Annotated in this window: 14 protein-coding genes; 10 read left to right on the top strand and 4 right to left on the bottom strand. The window is 33.2% G+C overall.

The annotated features are described in order from the left end of the window. Window positions 1–16 precede the first annotated feature (16 nt). Window positions 17–1,123 carry a hypothetical protein gene (locus P178_RS0106990; protein ID WP_027065543.1) on the top strand — a complete coding sequence of 369 codons (1,107 nt, stop codon included), beginning with the start codon at window positions 17–19 and terminating at the stop codon, window positions 1,121–1,123. 11 nt (window positions 1,124–1,134) lie between these two features. On the opposite strand, the gene dusB is transcribed toward P178_RS0106990, so the two are convergent. After that, on the bottom strand, window positions 1,135–2,133 hold the full coding sequence (dusB, locus tag P178_RS0106985) for a tRNA dihydrouridine synthase DusB (protein WP_027065542.1): 999 nt from the start codon (window positions 2,131–2,133) through the stop codon (window positions 1,135–1,137). Window positions 2,134–2,345: 212 nt separating this feature from the next. Between dusB and P178_RS0106980 the strand changes: the two genes are divergently transcribed. The 3 genes from P178_RS0106980 to P178_RS0106970 are packed head-to-tail and all read left to right on the top strand — an operon-like array spanning window position 2,346 to window position 4,688. Continuing rightward, on the top strand, window positions 2,346–3,128 hold the full coding sequence (locus P178_RS0106980) for a prolipoprotein diacylglyceryl transferase family protein (protein WP_231500513.1): 783 nt from the start codon (window positions 2,346–2,348) through the stop codon (window positions 3,126–3,128). Next, window positions 3,100–4,494, top strand: coding sequence for a radical SAM protein (locus P178_RS0106975; protein WP_027065540.1), 1,395 nt, complete (start codon window positions 3,100–3,102; stop codon window positions 4,492–4,494). The genes P178_RS0106980 and P178_RS0106975 overlap by 29 nt, the downstream gene beginning before the upstream one ends. Then, complete coding sequence (locus P178_RS0106970; RefSeq protein ID WP_027065539.1) at window positions 4,491–4,688, top strand: hypothetical protein; 198 nt, start codon at window positions 4,491–4,493, stop codon at window positions 4,686–4,688. The genes P178_RS0106975 and P178_RS0106970 overlap by 4 nt, the downstream gene beginning before the upstream one ends. 5 nt (window positions 4,689–4,693) lie before the next feature. Here P178_RS0106970 and P178_RS0106965 read toward each other — a convergent pair whose 3' ends face one another. Both P178_RS0106965 and P178_RS0106960 read right to left on the bottom strand, forming a co-directional pair. After that, complete coding sequence (locus P178_RS0106965) at window positions 4,694–7,093, bottom strand: outer membrane beta-barrel family protein (RefSeq protein WP_027065538.1); 2,400 nt, start codon at window positions 7,091–7,093, stop codon at window positions 4,694–4,696. 110 nt (window positions 7,094–7,203) lie between these two features. Next, on the bottom strand, window positions 7,204–9,606 hold the full coding sequence (locus P178_RS0106960; protein WP_051638268.1) for an outer membrane beta-barrel family protein: 2,403 nt from the start codon (window positions 9,604–9,606) through the stop codon (window positions 7,204–7,206). 203 nt (window positions 9,607–9,809) lie between these two features. On the opposite strand from P178_RS0106960, the gene lepA reads away from it, so the two are divergent. Beyond that, window positions 9,810–11,606: a translation elongation factor 4 gene (gene lepA, locus P178_RS0106955; protein WP_027065536.1), complete on the top strand. Its 1,797-nt coding sequence runs from the start codon at window positions 9,810–9,812 to the stop codon at window positions 11,604–11,606. A 190-nt stretch (window positions 11,607–11,796) separates the two neighbouring features. Here the strand turns inward: lepA and P178_RS0106950 are convergent, their stop codons facing one another. Further along, on the bottom strand, window positions 11,797–13,659 hold the full coding sequence (locus tag P178_RS0106950) for a cation:proton antiporter (protein WP_027065535.1): 1,863 nt from the start codon (window positions 13,657–13,659) through the stop codon (window positions 11,797–11,799). A 158-nt stretch (window positions 13,660–13,817) separates the two neighbouring features. Here P178_RS0106950 and P178_RS0106945 point away from each other — a divergent pair, with 158 nt between their 5' ends. The 5 genes from P178_RS0106945 to P178_RS0106920 all read left to right on the top strand — a co-directional run bounded on the left by P178_RS0106945 (window position 13,818) and on the right by P178_RS0106920 (window position 23,270). Next, on the top strand, window positions 13,818–14,663 hold the full coding sequence (locus P178_RS0106945; protein WP_027065534.1) for a universal stress protein: 846 nt from the start codon (window positions 13,818–13,820) through the stop codon (window positions 14,661–14,663). A gap of 2 nt (window positions 14,664–14,665) precedes the next feature. Next, entirely contained in the window at window positions 14,666–16,888 is a 2,223-nt protein-coding gene (locus P178_RS0106940; protein ID WP_081819400.1) for a SulP family inorganic anion transporter, read from the top strand. Window positions 16,889–17,263: 375 nt separating this feature from the next. Beyond that, window positions 17,264–21,847 (top strand): PAS domain S-box protein, encoded by a 4,584-nt coding sequence (locus tag P178_RS22585; RefSeq protein ID WP_081819399.1) that lies wholly within the window; start codon window positions 17,264–17,266, stop codon window positions 21,845–21,847. Beyond that, window positions 21,828–22,247 (top strand): response regulator, encoded by a 420-nt coding sequence (locus P178_RS0106925; RefSeq protein WP_051638194.1) that lies wholly within the window; start codon window positions 21,828–21,830, stop codon window positions 22,245–22,247. The genes P178_RS22585 and P178_RS0106925 overlap by 20 nt, the downstream gene beginning before the upstream one ends. A gap of 162 nt (window positions 22,248–22,409) precedes the next feature. Beyond that, window positions 22,410–23,270, top strand: a complete 861-nt coding sequence (locus P178_RS0106920) for an MBL fold metallo-hydrolase (protein WP_027065530.1) — start codon at window positions 22,410–22,412, stop codon at window positions 23,268–23,270. The last annotated feature ends 15 nt before the right edge of the window (window positions 23,271–23,285 follow it).

Below are 23,285 nucleotides of genomic sequence, written 5' to 3'. Positions count from 1 at the left end.
CTAAAACATCTAACCAATGATCAAGAAAATTATTCCATTACTATTTGTTGTTATCTTTAATTTACAGCTACAAGCTCAGTCATTAAAATCTAAAGGTTTTAGGGTGTATATGCCCAACTATGCTGAACAATTGGCGCCCAGACAAAGCGAAACCTATTGGGCAGAAGTAGTATTAGGACCAGAAGAGGTGTTAAACTTTACAAAAGACGAATTTCAAAAAGGTCTTCAACTTGAGGATTTTAAAGAAATAACAGGTGAACAATCTCCAGATATGTTTTTTGCCATAAACGGTATATCAGCAGATGACTTAGAAGTTACAGGTACTATTGCACCTATAGCAGGTGATACCTATAGTATTGATATATCTCCGAAAGACAATAAAAGCGTAAAACTCCTTTTCTACTATAAAGAAGAATTGACACAATTATGGCAAATACCCCTTTTGCCAAAAGTAGATGTGCAAGGGAATAAAATTCCAATCACCATCAACTTTCCTGAAGATGAAAAAGAAAAGTACCTAATGTTAGAAAGTGGGCGTGCAGTGCCAGATATAAGTCCGTATATGGTAGAAATGTACTTGGATAAAAAGCTTGGGGAGTCTTTTCTTTCGAAAATCATAAATACAATACAAGATATCTACGATAATAATATGGTGGAGATTTATACCAATTTTTACTTTGTAAAAGACAAGAAAAACAAAGCACTGGCAGATGAAACCAAAGACAAGCTTACTGAGATGTCAGAACTTTCTAAAGCCAGTTTATCTACCCTTAGTGCGGTAAGAGAAAATAAAAAAGCGATAGATGAACATATCACCTATTGGCAAAATTTATTACCAAATTATGAAGATATCAGTGACAAAAAAATAACTAAAATTAGATGGGGTATACTTATGAACCTATCACAGTTGTCACTAATGGTAGAAGATTTTAAAAATGCAAATACCTATTTAAACCAAGCTTCTGAACTAGATGTAAAATCTAACGCAGTAAAACAATCACAAAAAGATTTAGGTAAGCTTTATTCTGATTACATGTTAAACTATAACGAAGCAACTGGAGAAAGAAAATATTCCAAAGGCTATGAAGTTAGCACCTCTGCAAAAATAATAAGAGTCTTATAATCTTATGGAGATTACGGATTCACAAATTCGTGATCTCCAAACTTTTGCATCACCTCGTCAAAGGCTGCAAATACTGATGCAGAATCATCACTGGTCACCATCTTCATGCGATATTCCTTAAAATTTGGAATTCCCTTGAAATAGTTGGTATAATGTCTACGTGTCTCAAAAACACCTAGTATTTCTCCCTTCCAGTCAATGGACATTTGTAAATGACGACGAGCGGCATCTACCCGTTCTTCCATAGTTGGTGGAGCTAAATGGGTTCCTGTTTCAAAAAAGTGCTTAACCTCTCTAAATATCCAAGGATAACCAATACTTGCCCTGCCGATCATTGCTCCGTCCAAGCCGTATTCATCACGCATTTTCATGGCTGCTTCTGGAGAATCTACATCACCGTTACCAAATACAGGTATATGCATTCTAGGATTGTTCTTAACCTCTCTAATCGGGTTCCAATCTGCATTTCCCTTATACATTTGTGCACGGGTTCTACCATGTATTGAAATTGCTGCACAACCTACATCCTGTAATCGTTCTGCAACCTCAACAATTTTTATAGAATCATCATCCCAACCCAACCTAGTTTTAACGGTAATAGGCAAGTTGCTATGTTCTACCATAGCTTTGGTCAGAGAAACCATTAAATCTATGTCCTTTAATATTCCGGCTCCAGCACCTCTAGAAACCACCTTTTTTACCGGGCAACCAAAATTAATATCAATAATATCTGGTCTTGATTTCTCTACAATCTCTACAGATTGTAACATACTTTCTAAATTAGCCCCAAAAATTTGAATACCTACAGGGCGTTCCTTTTCATAAATATCAAGCTTCATAACGCTCTTTGCAGCATCACGGATTAACCCTTCAGATGATATAAATTCAGTATAAACCACATCGGCTCCCTGCTCTTTACAAAGGGCACGAAAAGGTGGGTCACTAACATCTTCCATTGGCGCTAAAAGCAATGGAAAATCTGGCAGTTGTATGTCTCCTATTTTTGGCACTGGTGTATTCTAATTTTCGGGTGCAAAGTTATATAAAAATAAGAGAAGCTCATTACATGCCAATTTTAGTAAACCTGATGGTTTTGAACCTCATGTTATATAATTAAATGCTAGTTTCTAGAAAGAATGTAAATTAGTGCCAAAACCAACCTTCTACTGTGCACATGCGCACAATCTAAAAAATCAGCTATAAAGTTTTAGACAATAATCTTATGAATAGTGCTATGCTTATTGTCTCCATTCCCTTTGAACCTATTGTATTTGGGATTAAATTAAACATGCACCTTATTCTTGAATACCTAGCCTTTTTTATAGGATTCAGGTATTACGTTTACTTACGTAAAAAAAGTACCGATATAATTTCTTCTAATAATCGCCTATCAATTATAATAGGTGCTGTTTTTGGTGCTTTGGTGCTTTCTAGAATCGTTGCCTTTTTTGAAAATCCGATAGCTCACCATAATGAGGATTGGCTTTTTAACCTCAACAATAAAACTATTATGGGCGGACTCTTTGGTGGGTTGTTAGGGGTAGAGCTTGCCAAAAAAATTATTGGTGAAAAACATTCTTCTGGAGACCTTTTTACGTTACCTATAATTCTTGGTATTATCATTGGTCGCTTGGGTTGTTTTCTCGCAGGTATAAAAGAGTTTACCTATGGAAAAGAAACTTCATTTTTTATGGGCATGGATTTAGGTGACGGAGTTACAAGGCACCCAATAGCGCTTTATGAAGTAGTTTTTCTTATACTTCTTTTTATAATCATAAAACGCCTCCAAAAAACAGCTATCTTTTTTGTAAATGGGAATTACTTTAAGCTTTTTATGGTCAGTTATTTCTCATTACGTTTCTGTATAGAATTTCTAAAACCAAATAGTTTTTATATGCTAGGTCTCAGTAGCATTCAATTATTATGTTTAATTTGTTTGATTTACTACTATAAATTCATCCTTCAGGGAATTACATATGTCCGAAAAAAACTATACGTATTATGATTTTACACTAAGTCTTTGTCCAGAATGTCTTAGAAGGGTAGATGCCAAAATCGTTTTTGAAAACGAGAAAGTGTATATGCTTAAGAACTGCAAAGAACATGGTAGGTCTAAAGTTTTAATTGCTGACGATATTGAATATTATAAGAACATAAGAAACTATAACAAAGCTTCTGAGTACCCAAAAACCTTTAATACAAAAACACACTATGGTTGCCCTTACGATTGCGGACTATGCCCAGATCACGAGCAACATTCATGTTTAACCGTAATTGAACTTACAGACCGTTGCAACCTTACATGCCCTACCTGTTATGCAGGATCTTCGCCCACTTATGGCAGACACAGAACCTTAGAGGAAATTAAAAAGATGTTGGATGTCATCGTTAAAAATGAAGGCGAGCCAGACGTTGTTCAGCTTAGTGGTGGGGAGCCAACTATACACCCAGAGTTTTTTGAAATACTGGATTACGCAAAATCACTCCCTATTCGGCATTTGATGTTAAATACGAACGGAATTAAAATTGCAAAGGATTTTGAATTCGCAAAACGATTGGCAACCTATGCCCCAGATTTTGAAGTGTATTTACAGTTCGATTCATTGGATAACAAAGTACTAAAAACATTAAGAGGTGCAGACTTAGCGGATGTTCGTTTACAGGCTCTTGAACATCTTAACAAACTAAACCTTTCTACCACACTTGTAATTGTTATACAAAAAGGTCTCAACGACCATGAAATGGGTAGCACTATTGACTTTGCCTTAAAACAGAAATGTGTACGTGGTGTTACGTTTCAACCCACGCAAATAGCTGGGCGATTAGAGAATTTTGAAGTGGATGAAAACCGAATTACATTAACCGAAGTACGACGAAAAATACTGGAGCAATCTCCTATTTTTGAATCTGATGATTTGATACCTGTACCATGTAATCCTGATGCTTTGGTGATGGCTTACGCCTTAAAATTAGGCGATGAAGTGAATCCGTTAACACGTTTTATAAATCCAGATGATTTATTGAACGAAGGTAAAAACACTATTATTTACGAGCAAGATGAGCAGCTACATGGTAAAATGATCGAACTTTTTAGCACAGGAAATTCTGTAGAAAAAGCATCGGAAAATCTTAAAAGTATTATGTGTTGCCTACCAGAAATTGATGCTCCAGAATTGGGTTATGACAATTTGTTTAGAATTATAATCATGCAATTTATAGACGCTCATAACTTTGATGTTCGTGCTATTAAAAAATCATGTGTACACATTGTAAACAAAGATTATAAGATTATTCCGTTTGAAACAATGAACCTTTTTTATAGGGATGATAAGATTGAACGTTTAAAAGAACTACAAAACGAAATGCTATGATATTAGAAGTTGGTAATCTAGACGGTCTTGCTACTTTATTGTTTCTTATAATGTTTGGTCCCGCAATATTGTTCATTATTATTGGAGCTATTTTGTTTTATTATAAGAAGAAAAAAGCGGGGAAAGTCTTTATGATTTTAGCAGGTGTATATTGCCTAATTAGCTTAGGAGTCTGTGGTGCAATGATGGCATAAACAAATTATAGACGTTTGCCTTCTTCAGTGTTTTTTCGTTTGTAATTGTCCCGTATTTTGGTATTTCCAAACTTATATCTAAAGCCAAATACGAACAATCGGGTCTCTTTTCTAGTACTTGTAATGTTATTTTGATCTAGATAATCTCTAGTAGAAAACATATTTCCGTTATTAAAAATATCATCAACACCCATAGAGATACTGGCATCTTTGTTCCAGAAAGTTTTTCTAAAATTTAGCCCTAATTTACTATACGATTCATAAGTAGCGTTTCCTTGAATAGATGGAGACAAATAAGTATATGTTACATCTGCATAGAGCGATTTATCATTTAAAAGTGTAAAGTAATTATTAGCGCGAAGATGAGTGGTCCAAATAGAATTTTCTATGGAAGTGTTTGTTTCTACATCTAGAAAACTATCCTTATCATGATAGTGGCTTACAAGAAAATACAAATACCAAAATGAGGTTAAATCTTTAGAAACACTCGCATCTATACCGTAAAAATAATTAGTTTCTAAATTTATATATTGAGCCCTAAGGGTATTGGTGGCATTGTCCTGAAAAATTTGTTGCACTTGCTCATTCGATTTTTTATTGGCAAAGACTAGAACTTTAAAATCTCGGTCATAAACATAGTCAAACTGGACATAGTCACTATAGGCCGGTTTTAAACTAGGATTCCCTTCAGAAATAGAATTTGCTGACAAGTAAAATTGAAACGGATTTATACTACTATATCTTGGTCTGGTTATACGTCTATAATACTTAAAGTAAAAAGCATTTTTCTCTTTCGTATAAGACATCGACATATTTGGGAACAGGTTATAATAAGAACTGGTGTTTTGTAATGAAAGATTGTCTAATTCTCCTTTTGTATCTGTATACTCCGTTCGTAAACCCAAGTTTAATTTCCATTTATTCCAGCTGCTGTTTACACTAGCATAGCCTGCGTAAATTTGTTCGTCGTAATCAAATATACCCGAGCCTGTAGGGTTTATACCTTCTAAAGTATCGTCAAACCCAGATTGTATAATACTTGCCTCTGAATTTATCGTTGCAATTCTTAAACCTGTTTCCATTGTGGAGTGTTTAGATAACGGTAACGTAAGATCCGTTTGGGCACTAAAAAGATTAATGATTTGATCAGAATTTATATTCAAGGTATTCTCGGAAGTGTTTTCTGTAAAACCTTGCACAATATCATTATTTACCTCTTGGTTTAGTTTAGAATCATAATATGTAAAGTGTGCATTAGTAGATAATTCCGCTCCTTTATCATTCAGCTTATAAACCCAATCTAAATAGTTAGACGAGTTGAATTTATCTGAATTCAAAATATTAAGTCCGTCTAAACGCGCTGTAAATTCACCCGTGGTGTTTTCTATATCAGTTATTGAAGAAAAATTTATTCCGCCGTTAGGTGAAAAGCTTGATGTGGAAGAAAGGCTAATTGCATTTTTCTCGTCTAATTCAACATCTAAGAAAAGGTTTAGATTATGGCTTCTTTTATTGCTTATAGATTTCTGTTCGGCCGTCCAAACTTCACTTTCTTGTCCGCTTTCAAAATAGGTAGTAATATCAGAATATCTCGTCCAATCTCTATCATGACTAAAACTGTAATTGGTAGAAAAATCTATCTTTTTTCCCTTAAAAAAATGATCCATCCCCAAGGTATGTTTAGGTAATACTCCTTGTGTATATCTATTAAAAAGGGCACCATTATACCCAGCAACTAGGTTTTTTTTCATTTTTATGTCAATCAACAAACCGCCTTCTGCACTGTATTTAGCCGGCGGACTCGTAATCACTTCTATAGATTCTACGTTGCTTGCAGAACTGCCCGTAAGTAGATTAATAATATCATCTTCCGGTAAATTAACGCGTTTACCATTGATCATAATATTCACCTTAGAACTACCATTTACATACAAACGATTATTCATCACCATTACACCAGGGGTTCGTTTTAGAACATCCCAAATATCACCATCAGAAAGTGCGGTATTTTCAACATTAAAAATATGACGATCTGCTAATTGTTCTAGTTTTGGTTTTTTTTGGGTTACTACAACCTCATCTAATTCTTGTGAGCTCTGTAGTATAAGAGGTGATATTTCAATACTTTCTGTAATGGTAGTTAATGGACTCTCTACCGTATTGGCAATATAACTTGCAACTATACGATAACTACTAGGTGATATAGCCTTAAATTCATAATGTCCTTGGTCATTTGTAACGGTACCCTTTATAAATTCACCATCTTCACTTAGTAAAATTACATTTGCAAGAACCACAGGCTCGCTATTGTCATCTATCACTAAACCGTTTATAATAAAATCTTGAGAAAACGCCAGGGTAAACGTAAGGCAAAGTAGTAATGTTATATAAGTATCCCTAGCCATTAAGTGTGTAAATTGTATTTAAATGTAGGAAAGTAATATTGAATTATCTTACAGTATTCTTAAATTTTTCTTAACAAATAAATAACGTACTGACTACGAATATTTTAGCTCTATTCAAGGCGTTCGCGCTCTATTTTTTCAATATCACGTTGGTTGTCTTCTAGACGAAAATTACCAAAGTTGTAGGTAAAGCCGAACTTTACATATTGGGTTTCTGGAACCGTTAAATAACCGTTGTCTTGGTTTAAATATTTAGAAGAAACAAACGCATTGCTTTTATTTAAAAGATCATTAGCGCTAATACTAAGTACTGCTCTATTTTTTAAAAAAGATTTTCTAAGACCTACGGTTAGGTTGGTAGATTCTTCTTGTATAAATGAGCCTTGCAAAAAACCAGAGAGATAAGTAAGTCCCAATTCTCCTTTAAAACTACCATCTTTAGAAAGTGTAATATAATTGGTAAGATCAACGTACGCTCCATTTAAACTATTCTTATAAGAAAATTCATCGCTTTGTAGAGCAATAAAAGATTCATCTTCATGAAAAATGGAAATATAGCTATACAAATACCAATTGTTCGTTATCGATTTACCGTATGTAAAATCAAAACCATACGATGTGCTTTCTAGAACGTTTTGAGTAATGTCTCTTAAAACAAAATTATCATTGTCCTGAAAAGTGAGCGTAGAAATATACATTCCATTATCACGATAATAGAAGTCAAAAAAGTATTCTTGATTAAGTGTATAGTTTAAGTTAAGATTGTGGCTAAAACTAGGTGTTAAATTAGGATTGCCTTCTTTAAAAGTTCGTTCGTTTATATAGGTTCTAAAAGGATTTAAATCTTCATATCTAGGTCTTTGTACTTTTCTAGCATAATCAAAAGATAAGCTATGATGCTCATTAATATTATGAAGAACATATAATGAAGGAAAAAGTTCAAAATAACTTAACTTATTCATATCAGCAACATTTACAGATAACCCAGAACTTTCTGTCTGCTCTGCCCTAAGACCTGTTTTTAAGCTCCATTTTTCCCAATCTTTTGATAAGCTAAAATAACCAGCATAAACACTTTCATCATAGGTATAATCATCAGATAAATTAGGTATAAATTCTGTACCGTTATTCTGTAAAAAATAATCTAATCTACTTTCAGAATCAATAAAAGAACCTTTTACGCCCGTTTCAAAAAATACACTACCTAAATAATCAGTATAATCTAATTGCGCCGTCTTTATATCTATTTGTTGATCTGCAAGGGTAGAGAAATTGAAATCGCGTAAAAAAGAACCACTAGGTCGAAAATAATTGGAATTAACATTTTGGTTACGATCTAAGTCGAAATAGGTATAGTGCGCATTTGCAGTTATATTTCCTTGATTTTTAAATTGATGTTTAAAAGTAAGGTCGCCCGAAATGTTATTCTTTTTTTCATTAAAAAAGCTGTTGGTGTTAAAAATAGAATCTAGAACTCCCGCGCCATTTTTAATTGTTGTCTCTTGAAAAAAATCTGCATCTCGCTTTGGCTGAAATTGTGCATTACTAGTTAAACTAAGAGAATTCTTATCATCAAATTCATAATCAACAACAAGACCAGCACTATGGTTATTACTTCTAATCACTTGGTCAAAATCAGTATCCCAAATAGAAACAATACCGCTGTCGTCCATAAAATTTGTGTTATTTATAGTGTTCTTATACTCCTTTTTAGGAGCATAATTATAACTGGCATTTAGGTTTAACTTCTTGGTCTTATAAAAATGAGAAGTGCCAAAATTATATTTAGGAAATACACCTTGTGTATACCCTGCATTAACATTGCCCTTGTAGCCTATTGATAGATTTTTACTGGTAACAATATTTAAAATTGAACCTCCTTCGGCATCATAACTTGCTGGTGGATTATGAATAACCTCTACCGATTTTATATTCTCGCCCTGGTAATTTTCTAGAAGACTTCTTACCTCTTCTGCAGATAATTGAACTTTTCGGTTATTAATATATACTGTAGTAGCTTGGTTTCTAACTTTTAGGTCATCGTTCATAACAATAACTCCAGGTGTTTGGCTTAAGATATCCCAAGAACTATTCTGAGAAAGCACTGTGTTTTCCACATTAAAAACAATACGATCTACCTTACGTTCTACCACGGGCTTATTGCTTACAATGGTTACTTCGTTAAGCTCTTCTATATGTTGTTCTAAAATTAAGGCTCCAATTTTAGTGTCTTTTAAAATCTCAATAGGTAAATTATCTGACATTTGACCAACGTAAGATGCCTTTAAAAAATATAGCCCTTCAGCAATATCTGAAAATAAAAAAACTCCATTTTCATCGGCAGAAGTACCTTTTACCAATACAGAATCTGTTACTGTAAGTAGAAAAATAGAAGCAAAAGCTACGGGTTCTTGATATTGGTCTTTAACCTCACCTTTAAGTTCAAAGGTTTGGCTATGTCCATAATGAGATAACCCTATGGTAAAGAATAAAATAGCAATTATTAGTTTCAAAGGCAATTTGGGGTTGATAGTCAAATCTAATTAAAAAAACGTTGTAATCCTTTACAATATATGTAATCCAAAGTAATCTAGACAACAATAATTAGGCAACCACACTAAAGCTTAGCGATATAAATTAGATTATATTTGCAATTGCTCTTTAGTGCCGGGCATTATTTCTAATATAAATTGGCATTATTATTACTGTTACCGCTATGAAAAACATTAGAAATTTCTGCATTATTGCACATATTGACCATGGTAAAAGCACCTTGGCAGACAGACTGTTAGAATTTACTGGTTCTGTTACCGATCGAGAGAAAAAGGAGCAATTACTTGACAGTATGGATCTTGAGAGAGAACGTGGTATCACCATTAAAAGTCATGCCATACAAATGGACTATACTTATAAGGGTGAACAATATATTCTTAATTTAATTGACACTCCTGGTCACGTTGATTTTTCATATGAAGTTTCTAGATCAATAGCGGCTTGTGAAGGTGCATTGTTGGTTGTAGATGCGGCACAAAGTATACAGGCACAGACCATTTCTAACCTGTACTTGGCTTTAGAAAATGATTTAGAGATAATTCCTGTTTTGAACAAGGTAGATTTACCTAGTGCAAACCCAGAAGAGGTAACAGATGATATAGTTGATCTTTTAGGCTGTAAAGCTGAAGATGTAATACCTGCCAGTGCAAAAACAGGTATAGGTATCGAAGAAATACTAAGCGCAATTATTGAAAGGGTACCCGCTCCAAAAGGAAACCCAGATGAAGCTTTACAAGCACTTGTGTTTGATTCTGTTTACAATCCTTTTAGAGGGGTTGAAACCTATTTTAGAGTAGTAAATGGATCTATAAAAAAAGGACAAAAAATAAAATTCGTTGCAACCGATAAAAGTTATTTTGCCGATGAGGTAGGTACTTTAAAATTAACGCAACATCCAAAGAAAGAAATTCATGCCGGTGATGTTGGTTATTTAATTACTGGTATTAAAGATGCACGTGAAGTAAAAGTAGGTGATACAATTACTGATTCTGCTCACCCAACCACAAATGCAATTGCTGGTTTTGAAGATGTAAAACCAATGGTATTTGCAGGTATATATCCTGTTGACACCGAAGATTTTGAAGAGTTAAGGTCTTCAATGGAAAAATTACAATTAAACGATGCTTCTTTAGTTTTCGCTGCTGAAAGTAGTGCTGCCTTAGGTTTCGGTTTTCGTTGTGGATTCTTAGGAATGTTACACATGGAAATCATTCAAGAGCGTTTAGAGCGTGAGTTTGATATGACCGTTATTACAACGGTACCCAACGTTAGTTATCACGCCTTTACACGTAAAGACCCTGATGTTCCCCTGATTGTCAATAACCCTACGGATTTACCCGATCCATCAACAATAGATCGTGTAGAGGAACCATATATTAAAGCAACCATTATTACCAAATCTGATTTTGTTGGTAATGTGATGTCTCTTTGTATAGAAAAAAGAGGGTTGATTACCAATCAAACTTATCTGACTACGGAGCGTGTTGAGCTAAATTTTGATATGCCACTGGCGGAAATAGTATTTGATTTCTACGATCGCCTTAAAACGGTTTCTAAAGGGTATGCTTCTTTCGATTATACTCCAATTGGAATGCGCGAATCTAAATTGGTTCGTGTAGATATTCTTTTAAACGCACAACCGGTTGATGCACTTTCCGCATTAATACATTTTGATAGTGCTACTACCATTGGTAAAAAAATGTGTGAGAAACTAAAAGAATTAATACCAAGGCAACAGTTTGATATTCCTATCCAAGCAGCAATTGGTTCTAAAATTATTTCTAGAGAAACAATAAAAGCTTTACGTAAAGATGTAACCGCTAAATGTTATGGTGGTGATATTTCTCGTAAAAGAAAGCTTTTGGAAAAACAGAAAAAAGGTAAAAAACGAATGCGTCAGGTTGGTAATGTAGAAATTCCACAAGAGGCGTTTATGGCTGTTCTAAAATTAAATGACTAGCACTCCCGTAATATACTTTAATTTCTTTGGCAGGCCAATTTTCTAAAAACCTCTTCATCTGTTGAGTTTTGCTTTAATTAGATAGCTGTTGTAATATAAAGTAAAAATCTGCTCATGACCTTAAAATGAGCAAATATGAAAATACCATAGAAATTATTCTATGGTATTACAAATGAAAAGAACTTTGTGGTTATTTCGTATTGTCGTTGACCTCTTCTTTATCAGGGTCTTCCATAGGGAACATTTTACCTAAATAAGCCAATTTGTATCCTTTTTGAATGTCGGTAAAGTCTTTACTGAAAGCAGTTATAATTTGAATATCTCCATCTGGATCTATTAAAAATAACGGCACAATGTCAGCATCAGCCTTTGTTATTTCTATTAAGCCTTCATAATGCTCTGTATCATGAAGTTCAATTTCGTGTATTGAAGGATATTTTCTTGCCGCTTCTGTCAATTTGATAAAATCATCGGTATGTGAAAATAATCCTTCTTTAGGGTTGTTTTCTGGGTCTCCCATTTCATCTGTATCAACTAACCTAAAAGAACCATTCTCGCCAAATACGTCTTGAAACTTATCTATGGCATATCTATTTATATCAGAATTTGGGGTCAAAGCCATTAAATAACCTATATCGTTAAGCTCTATATTATCGGTTAGATTATCAGAATATATATTGGCTGAAATCGCCTCTAATCCTAATTTATTCGCCTTTTCGATGTTAGATTGATTGTTGTCAATAAGCACTACATGTCTATCATTTTTATGTAAATAATCTCCAATTAATCGAGATACTTTAGAAGCTCCTAAAATCAATATCCCTTCAGACTTATTAAGAAAAACACCAACTAGTTTTGCAAAAATTCTAGCGGTAGTCGCATTTAACAATACTGTACCTAAAACAATCATAAATACTAAAGGAGTAATATATTCTGCACCAGCTTCTCCCCTAGACAGTAATTTTGATCCAAAAAGCGATGCTATCCCTGCCGCTACAATACCTCTTGGCCCTACCCAACTAATAAACAGTTTTTCATTTAATTTTAAATTAGAACCAATAGAACTCAAAAACACTCCCAATGGTCTAATTATTAATACGATGGACAGGAATAATGCTATTGTTTTCCAAGTGTATATTAACTCTAAGTCTGCTATATTGATGTTAGCCGCCAATAATATGAATAATATTGATATTAGAAGAATACTCAATGATTCTTTAAAATAAAGCAACTCTTTAATGTTTGGCAAGTTTGTGTTCCCCATTACCATACCCATAACCACAACTGCTAAAAGACCAGATTCATGTGCAAAAACATCAGACATTACAAAAACCCCCAACACCACAGAAAGGGATACCACGTTTAATAAATAATGCGGAATGAAACTCTTTTTAATTAAGAATGTAAGCGCATGGGCAAAAGTAAATCCGAAGGTAAAACCAAATAACAGAATTTTTCCAAACTCTATCAGTGCCGTAAGTGTATATGCCTGACCTTCACCTACACTAATAAACTCATACACCAAAACCGCAGCCAATGCACCTATAGGATCAATTAAAATTCCCTCCCATTTTAAAATTGCCGAAACATCCTTTTTAAGTGGAATATTTCTTAAAATAGGGGTGATAACGGTAGGTCCTGTTACGATAATCAAAGCAGAAAACAAGAAACAAAGTTGCCACGAGAGTCCGAATAAAAAATATGCAGCCAAAGAGGCTCCAAAAAATGTAGTTAAACTACCAAGTGTTATTAGTTTGGTTATAACTGGACCAATGTTGCGTATCTCTGATCGCTTTAAGGTTAAACCTCCTTCGAATAAAATTATACTTATAGCTAACGATACAAAGTAGTATAAACTTTCGCCAGGAAACAAACCATTGTTTCCATTCCAAATTGGTTCTATAAGTTTAGATCCATCTTCGGTATATAAAGTGGACAACGGACCTACAATTAATCCTATAAGAATTAGAGGTAAAATAGCCGGCAATTTTAATCGCCATGCAACCCATTGAGCAAGTATACCCAAAATGATAATTCCAGCAAGCTCTATCATTTAATTAGTTTTGGATAAAAATAACAATTAAACAGCATTATATCTCATAAAATTCAAAGCCATGAGCAGCTATTTTAATTGCTTGATTTAAGGGGGTTGCTCATACTTCTTATTAATTAGCCTTACCTTGGAAGACACAACCTAATAACCATTCACTTATCAAGTTATATAACCTCATTTTATTCGGCTTTGCATTTTCCCCTTCTCTAAAGGTAAATATATTAGAATCTACACGTATTGCATATTACTTAAACTGCAAACTTATTTTACTTCATGTAGGTGAAAAAACCGCTGAGAAGTCTGCCAAAATTGATGAAATTATTTCTGAAACAGAATATATTGACAGTTTTATTGAAGTAATATGGAAAGAAGGTAACCCTGAGACCGTAATTACGAAAGCCTGTTTGGATCTTAAGATAGATTTACTGATTTTAGGAGCCCTTCAACATGAAAATAAATTTCAATTTTATGTTGGTTCAATTGCTAGAAAACTTACTAGAAAAGTAAATTGCTCTGTGCTATTACTGATAAAACCTACTGAAAAAAGAGTGCCCTGTAAGCATGTAGTGGTAAATGGGTTAGACGCTCCTGAAACACCCTTGGCTATTGAACATGCTTTTTATGTTTCTAATCTATTAGGTGCACAACAAATTACCATTGTAGAAGAAATCCACACAAAAGAGATTCATATTGCTGTTGAAGATGATCGCTCATTAAATAAAGCTAACATTATAAAACAACGCTTAAGGCATAGAGAAGACTCTAGGGTAAATAACATAGTAGGTGCATTACCCAAAAATATCACCAAAGGAATTAAAGTAAAAACACAAAGTATTTTTGGTAAAAGAGGTTACTCTATAGGGCACTATGCAGAAGTGGTCAGAGCTGATTTATTAGTTATGAACGCCCCTATTAAAACAAGTATTTGGCATCGCATTTTTCCCCATGACATCGAATATATTCTTTCTGATTTACCAACCGATTTATTAATTTTTAGAAAATAGATTTGATAGCTAAAAAAAATAAAAAAGCAAGCTTCATTTCAACGCTTCCTAAGAATTTATTTTCTGGATTTGTTGTTTCACTAATTGCCCTTCCTTTAGGCTTAGGACTGGCTCTTGCTAGTGAGGCTCCTCCTATTTCAGGTATAATAGCCGCTGTAGTTGGCGATGTGGTCGTTGCGCTATTAGGAAGTTCTAATGTAACTATAACCGGACCAGGGAATGGTTTGGTAATTGTTCTATTGGGAGCTATTACAACGCTAGGCGGAGGAGATCTCTATGAGGGATATCTATTTACACTTGCTGCCATTGTTTTCTCTGGAATATTGATGCTGATTTTAGGTTTTCTTAAAATGGGACGATTAGCAGATTTTTTTCCGGCATCTGCTATTGAAGGTATGCTAGCAGCAATTGGGTTGGGTATATTGGCCAAGCAGTTTCATATAATGATTGGGCATAATAATGAACATGGTAGTATTGTTCAGCTTTTAATGCAGATTCCTGAAGGCTTAATAGATCTCTATCAAAACTTTCATATAGAAGAATTTATAGCTGCAATTATTGGTGTAATTGCACTTTTAATTATGGCAAATTATTCTAAAATTAGAAACAAGTATCTACACTTGATTCCCGCTCCTATGTGGATTCTAATCCTATCCGTAAGCTTTAGTTATATTTTTGTGTCGTTAGACTTACCATACCCATTAGAAGATAAGTTTTTGGTTAATATCCCAGATAACGTATTATCTAATTTGGCTTTTCCAGATTTTTCAAAAGCACTGGAAATTGATTTTATAATGACAGTTTTTGCTATTACCCTTATTGCCAGTATAGAATCTTTATTAAGCATAAAAGCTGTTGATAAACTAGATCCAGAAAGAAGACGGTCTAATGTAAATAAAGATCTTAAAGCACTTGGTTTAGCTACTTCTCTTAGTGGTTTGGTAGGTGGTTTAAATGTCGTTACCGTTATAGCTAGAAGCTCAGTAAACGTAAATAACGGAGCAACCAATAAGTCTGCCAATATTTTTCATGCGCTTTTCTTAGTCATTTTCGTATTGCTATTTCAAGACCAATTAAGACGTATACCATTGGCTGCTTTGGCAGCGATACTAGTATATACCGGTTACAAACTTGCAACGCCAAAAAACCTACAAAAAATAGCTCTTATTGGTAAAGAGCAGATTATTATATTTTTGGCTACATTACTAACTACGCTGTTTACCAACTTAATAACGGGAATTGCAATAGGTATTTTAGTTACGTTTATTATACATGTAGTTTTAAACAGAAGTATCTCCCTTTTTGTAAATCATCTGGCCAAACCAAACATATTAATGTTCAAGGAAAAGGACGCTGGCAACTACTATATAAGCATTAAGTATTTTGCCACTTTTCTTAATTTCTATAAATTAAAAAACAAGCTTGACATTATCCCAGAGAACGAAAATGTAATCTTAGATTTTTCGCTATGCAGTTTTGTAGATCATACAGTTATGGAAGGATTAGAAAACTACGTAGATACGTTTAGTAAAAAAGAGGGAAGCATTGAAATTATTGGACTTGACAAGCATGGCGCAGACTCTAAACATCCCTTTGCTATTCGTAAATTATTACCGTTTAGTAAAATTGGTTCCATTGAAAAATACTTTACTAAAAGGCAACGATTATTAAAAACATTGGCCAAAGAATACAAGTGGTCTTATGAGCCAAAAAGGTCAGATAAAACTAAGTTTTTAAATAAATTCATATTCTTTAAAAACAGAAGAGTTCCTTATTTCTACAATAGTTTTTATGATGATTCTAAAACCTTTCATTTATTTGATGTAGAGTTTAATGAAGGGGAGTTTATCGCCAAAGAAATTGTTAAAACCACCATCTTACATATTAAATTAAAGCAAACTATACCTGTATTTTCTTTGGACAAAGAAGGCCTTTTGGATTTTGTATATGGAATGGCAGGATTTGAGGATATTGAACTAGAAAACCATCCGGATTTTAACAAGCGTTTTTTCTTAAGCGGTGAGCATAAAACAGATATTCAAGATTTATTTACAGACGAGTTAATTCTATTTTTAGAAAGTAACCCCTACTACCATATTGAAACCAATGGTAATGCTATTCTGATTCTAAAGAAAGAGCGACTATTAAGCGTTAAGGAGATTAAGGATATGCTTTACTTTGGAAAAAAACTCAATCAACTATTATCTGAGAGTGTTTCAATATAAAAGCTGAACACAATTTCATTAATTATTAATATAATTTTGAATGCTTTAGAAATACTTCACTTATATTTTTTATGAGTATAAAGCAAGTATATATACTTTTTAAAAACGTAAACCTTTAATATACAATTGTTAAGTGTGCTTATTACACTACATTTTTATCTTACAAAAGACGAAGAAAATACGCCATTTTAAACAATACTTATTTAACTTAGCATAGCTCCCCAAAACTCAACCGAATATTGTTTAAGGTAAAATGATTTCAATTGTTATTTATTCTTCTTTAGGGGGATGTCTTTTGTAATCTACCAAAAACAGCCACACAACTTGTATGGTAAAGTAGAACTAAATAATAAACCTAGTAAACCACAGGTATAATTGAAAAAACCAAAAATATCTGAACCCGAAAAGAGTTCCGTTTTTAAAAACCCCTTTTTATACGGTTTTTTAGCGTTTTTTCTTGTGCTAATTATTACCCAGTTCATTGCCTTTCAAAAACACCAACTTCATCAAAAGACAGAAAGACAAGAAATAGAACAAAGAGTTTCAAACTTAAAAATAGACTTACAGAATGTATTGAGTCAAAGCTTTTATGTCACACAAACTCTATCCTTTATTGTCGAACAATATGGAGTGCCAGATAATTTCGATAGCGTTGCGCAATTACTTTTAAATAGTAACAAAAGTATTGATGCTCTTGAGTTAGTAAATAGTGATGGAGTAATTACCCATGTTTATCCATTAGAAGGAAATGAAGTATTAGGTCTTAACATTTTAAACGATCCAGACAATAAATTTGGAGCAAGGACCACTCTTGAAAAAGGAGATTATTACACCGCCGGACCTATATATTTAAGACAAGGTGGCTCTGGTATTATTGGAAGAAGACCTCTATATAAAGAAGGTGAATTCAATGGTTTTGTAGCAGCCGTTGTACGTTTAACAACCGTAATTAATGAAATACAAATAGATACTGTTAAAGAAGCTCCATTCTCTTATCAACTAGTTAAAATCAATCCAGATAATTCTGAAGAGACCTTTTACGCTTCTCAGGACATTAATAAGAATGAAGCAGTATCTGTTCCACTTATAGCAAGCCAAGGAGAATGGAAACTATATGTTTTTTCAAATAACAACAGTTCGTATTCAACATCTATTCTATTTTCAATTTTAGGTTTTTTATTATCTCTAGTTTGTGGGATTCTGTCTTGGTTTTTGATGAGGCAGCCGGCAAAATTAAACAAACTGGTAGATGAGAAAACAGCACTGTTAAAATCAAGTCAAGATAGATATCGTCTATTAATAGAAGAGGCTTCCGATTGTATTATCCTAAGCGATTTTAGTGGAAACGTATTGGACATCAACCCTTATGGTGTTCAAATGTTTGGTTATACTAAAGAACAATTGTTGACCAAAAACTTAAAGGATCTTGTTTCTGCCGAAGATTCAATTCAACTTCCATCTCGTTTTTTTAAATTAAAAGAAGGCAACACCATTCGTTCAGAGCGTAATTTTATAAGAAAAGATGGCACTCCGTTTTATGGGGAGGTAAGCGCCAAAAAATTAAATGAAAATGCGGTTTTAGGTATTATAAGAGATATTACCGAAAGAAAAGAACTTGAACTAATTGCCGAAGAAAATTTAGCGAAATTCAGTAAAGCTTATAATAATCGTTTTGTAGGTATGGTCATTAAAGACCACAATAACCGTTTTGTAGATGCTAATTCTTATTTTTTAAATTTAACGGGTTACATGTTAGAGGAAGTAAGAGGTAAAACAATTTCAGAATTAGGTTTAATGAATTTTGAAGAAGCACTTAAAAAGAATCCTAATTTAAATGTCTTTACAAATTCTAACCAAGTAGATAAAATAGAGGTTGAATTTACGGCCAAGAACGGTAAAAAACTTCATTTAGTCACCTCTATAGAACCATATGAATATTTAGGTAAAAAATTTAGCTTAAGAACTTATATAGACCAAACGGAAGCTTATAATGCAAATTTAGCTACGCTAAAGAGCGAGAAAAAATATAAACAGTTTACAGAGCGAATTTCAGATGCCTTTGTTGCTTTTGATAATGAATGGAATTTTGTTGACATTAATGCAAAGGCGGCCAAAATCGTTGGCATGGATGTTAATGAAATGCTAGGGAAAAATGTTTGGGACGAATACCCCGATTTTAAAAACACAGAAGCTTACGCCATGTTCAAAGGTGCAATGGCAAGGCAAGTTTACACATATTTTGAACAATATCATCCCAAAGCAGATCGGTGGATTGAAAATCACATTTACCCCTCCACAAATGGATTATCAATATATTTTAGAGACATCACCCATAGAAAAAAAGAAAATCAGGAAAAACAAAAACTTATATCTGTAATTGAAAATAGTCCTGGATTTATTGGTCTAGCTACCATAGATGGTAAGCCGCTTTTTATGAATGACGCAGGTAAAAAAATGATTAACCTACCTCGCAATTTCGATTTAAAAACCGCAACAATATTTGATTTGTTCCCAGAAAATTATAGAGATGTTGTTATCAATGAACATCTGCCAACAATTATGGAAAAAGGATTGTGGACCGGTGAAGCTCCACTAATAAATTTTAAAACCAATACATCTATTCCATTAGAGTTTTCGGGTTTCATAATAAAAGATAAAACTACTAATGAACCTATAGGTATTGGGTCTATAGGGTTTGATCTTACCGAACGTAAAAAATCACAAAAAGAAATTCTAGAACTGCAGGGCAAAATGAATGCAGCTATTAGAATTGGTAAAATAGGATATTGGGATTTCGATATAAAAACAGAAACATTTATCTGTTCCCCACTAATGTATACTATTTATGATATTGCCCCAGATAACGTACTAACAATTCCATTCTTAGAAACAATAATTCATCCAGATGATGTAGAAAAACACCGCCAAAACGTTAGAGATTTAATAATAGAAAAAAGCACACATGCATTTACGTACAGAATAATTGTTACTGATGGTTCTATAAAACATCTGATGGTGGAGGTTGAAGTTATTAGAGATCCAGATAATATGGCCGTTAACTTTAGGGGTACCGTAATTGATATTACTAAAGAAAAAGAAGCCGATTTTGAGATTATAGAGCTCAAGGACAAGATGGATATTGCCATGCGTATTGGTAAAATAGGGTATTGGGATTATGATTTTTTTACAAAAATTCTTTATTGGTCTCCTAGGTTATTTGAAATATATGATGTTGATCCAGGAACAGAAATAACCTTGTCGTTTGTAGAAACTTTAATACACCCTGATGATTTAGAGAAACACAGTAAGTTAGTATATAATATAAGTGAAGACATTGATAACTATTCCATGTCATATAGAATAATACACAGAGATGGCACAATAAAATATTTGCTTGCCGAAATGGAAGTTGTTCGCAACAAAGAAAAATCACCCTTAAAATATAGAGGTACTATTGTAGATATTACCAAACAGAAAGAAGCTGAAAATGAAATACTATCGCTGCAATCTAAAATGAATGCGGCAGTACGAATTGGAAAATTTGGGTATTGGCATTGGGAAATGGACACCAACGTTGTAGAATGGTCAAAAGAAATGTATGAAATACATGAAATTGATCCAAGTGTTGTTATGACACCAGAATTGATACGGGAAACAATCTATTCTGAAGACGTAGGTCTCATGGATGCTAAACTTGCACAAAAGAAAGACCAGGGCAATTCAACACCAAGTTTTTATAGAATTCAGCTTAAAGACAAATCGTTTAAATACTTTTTAGCATATTCAGAATTGGTTTATAATGAAAATAACGAGCCTATAACATACCGTGGTACGGCAATGGATATTACCAAAAGCGTATTAGCTGAAGAAGCCCTCAAAGAAAGTCAAGAGAAATTCTCAAAAGCCTTTCAAACAAATTTAATAGGTATGCTAATGTTAGATAGTGAAAGAAGAGTTATTGAAGCTAATGAAATGGCATACAATATTCTAAATACTACAAAAAGTAAGCTTATTGGTAAGACAATGCTTGAGAATGGAGATATTATTATTAATGAAAATGAGCGTGAAAGATTATGGAAAAAACTTAATAAAGAAGGCGAAATTGTAAATGAAGAATATAAAATTGAATTAGAATGTGGTACCAAAAAAACCCTTCTACTATCTATGACTCCTCTGTATCTTAATGGAAAGAGAAGTTATCTTGTAAATATTTTTGACGATTCTAAAAGAAGAGAAGCGGAGAGAAATTTAGAAAATCAATATTTTGAGCTTCAAAAAACCAACTCAGAACTTGATAGTTTTGTTTATAGTGCCTCTCATGAATTAAGGGCTCCATTATCTTCTGTTCTAGGTCTAATTCATTTAATACAAATGGAGGAAATAGACCCTAAACTTTTTCAGCATATGAACATGATGGAAAAATCAATTGAAAGGTTAGACAGCTTCATTAAAGATATAATTGAATATTCTCGAAATAAACATGTTCAGGTTAAGCTAGAATCCATAAATTTTACTAATTTAATTGAACAGTCGCTTGAAAGCTTCTGGTATTTAGAAAACACCAGTAAAATAAATATAGAAATTAGCGTAGTTGAAATCATCGAATTTGTATCGGATAGTAAACGAATTTCAATTTTATTAAATAATTTTATATCAAACGCTATTAAATATCATGATGTGAATAAGGTTTCACCTTCAATTTGGATTAATGTAAAAACGACCAAAAAAGAGGCAATCATTGAAATTAAGGATAATGGTGTTGGTATGGCCAAAGATCAATTAGAAAAGATTTTTAAAATGTTTTACAGAGTCTCTTCTAAAGTTATGGGATCTGGTATAGGGCTATATATTGTTAAAGAAGTAATTGTAAAATTAAATGGTAAAATAGAAGTAAAATCAAAGCTTGGAGAAGGTTCAACTTTTACTTTAAAAATACCAAATGAATCAGGTAGATTATAATATGACCAAGGATATAAATATTTTATTGATAGACGATTCCGATGTGGATAATTTCATAAATAAAGCCATTATTTCAAAAGAGGATAACATTTCTCAAATTACCACTATGACCTCTGGTCAAGATGCCTTAAAATATTTAACCGGTATAGTGGAAAATACCGAAGCTTACCCAGATGTAATTTTTCTTGATATTAAAATGCCAGGCATGAATGGGTTCGAATTTTTAGATGAATATCAAAAAATGCCCGATTCAATTACCAACCATTGTAAAATATATATTTTAAGTTCTTCTATAGATTCAATAGATTCAGACAAGGGAAAACAATACCCTGTCGTTAGAAAACATTTAACTAAACCATTGGCTCATCATCAAATAGGGAATTTACTTGCAGAAGACTAATTACTTTAATGTAATTTGACATTGAAGTCCACGTAGTCTTTTATCTTGTTAAATTCAGTTTAGTAAGTACAAAATTAAAATTGTCCTTATAATCTGATGGTTAAATGATAATATCTTCTTAATATTTCTAAGATTACATGCACTTTTATTATTTTGCCCTTTATGAAAATTTATCCCGTTGAAACCGGTAATTTTAAACTAGATGGTGGCGCTATGTTTGGCGTAGTTCCAAAGACCATTTGGCAAAGAACAAACCCCGCAGACGATAATAATTTAATTGATATTGCAGCTAGAAGTCTTTTAATTGAAGACGGTGATCGATTAATTTTAGTTGACACCGGAATGGGCAATAAACAATCTGACCAATTTTTTGGATACTACTACCGTTGGGGAGATTTCAATATTGACTCGTCATTAAAAAAGCACGGGTTTCATAGAGATGATATAACCGATGTTTTTTTAACTCACCTTCATTTCGATCATGTTGGTGGTGCCATTCAATGGAACAAGAATAGAACAGGGTATGAACCTGCTTTTAAAAATGCCAAATTCTGGACCAATGAAAAGCATTGGAAATGGGCTACAGAACCAAACCCACGCGAGAAAGCATCATTTTTAAAAGTAAATCTAATGCCAATGAAGGAAAGTGGTCAATTAAACTTTATTGATCACACCAATGAAAGTTTCTTAAAAAATAGCCTCCTCGGTTTTGATATTCGTTTTGTTGATGGCCATACAGAAAAACAAATGCTACCCCAATTTTCTTATCAAGGCAAGACAATAGCTTACGTAGCAGATCTTATACCTACAGTAGGTCATATTCCTTTGCCATATGTTATTGGTTATGACACAAGACCGTTAATCACTATGACAGAAAAAGAGCTGTTTCTAAACGAAGCTGTTGAAAATAACTATTATCTATTCTTTGAACATGACGCACATAATCAACTTTGTACTTTAAAACATACAGAAAGAGGTGTGCGGTTAGATCAAGTTTTTACATTTGATCAACTCTTCAATTAACATTACACTAATAAA

The sequence above is a fragment of the Maribacter sp. Hel_I_7 genome, assembly GCF_000688315.1.
GTDB lineage: Bacteria > Bacteroidota > Bacteroidia > Flavobacteriales > Flavobacteriaceae > Maribacter > Maribacter stanieri.
Note: the sequence above shows the minus strand (reverse complement) of the source record. Positions and strands in the feature narration are given on the sequence as shown.

Coding starts and splice junctions, on each gene's coding strand:
- P178_RS0106990 (WP_027065543.1), top strand. CDS start 17: ATGATCAAGAAAATTATTCCATTACTATTTGTTGTTATCTTTAATTTA.
- P178_RS0106965 (WP_027065538.1), bottom strand. CDS start 7,093: ATGGCTAGGGATACTTATATAACATTACTACTTTGCCTTACGTTTACC.
- P178_RS0106975 (WP_027065540.1), top strand. CDS start 3,100: ATGTCCGAAAAAAACTATACGTATTATGATTTTACACTAAGTCTTTGT.
- lepA (WP_027065536.1), top strand. CDS start 9,810: ATGAAAAACATTAGAAATTTCTGCATTATTGCACATATTGACCATGGT.
- P178_RS0106920 (WP_027065530.1), top strand. CDS start 22,410: ATGAAAATTTATCCCGTTGAAACCGGTAATTTTAAACTAGATGGTGGC.
- P178_RS0106950 (WP_027065535.1), bottom strand. CDS start 13,659: ATGATAGAGCTTGCTGGAATTATCATTTTGGGTATACTTGCTCAATGG.
- P178_RS0106980 (WP_231500513.1), top strand. CDS start 2,346: ATGAATAGTGCTATGCTTATTGTCTCCATTCCCTTTGAACCTATTGTA.
- P178_RS0106925 (WP_051638194.1), top strand. CDS start 21,828: ATGAATCAGGTAGATTATAATATGACCAAGGATATAAATATTTTATTG.
- P178_RS0106970 (WP_027065539.1), top strand. CDS start 4,491: ATGATATTAGAAGTTGGTAATCTAGACGGTCTTGCTACTTTATTGTTT.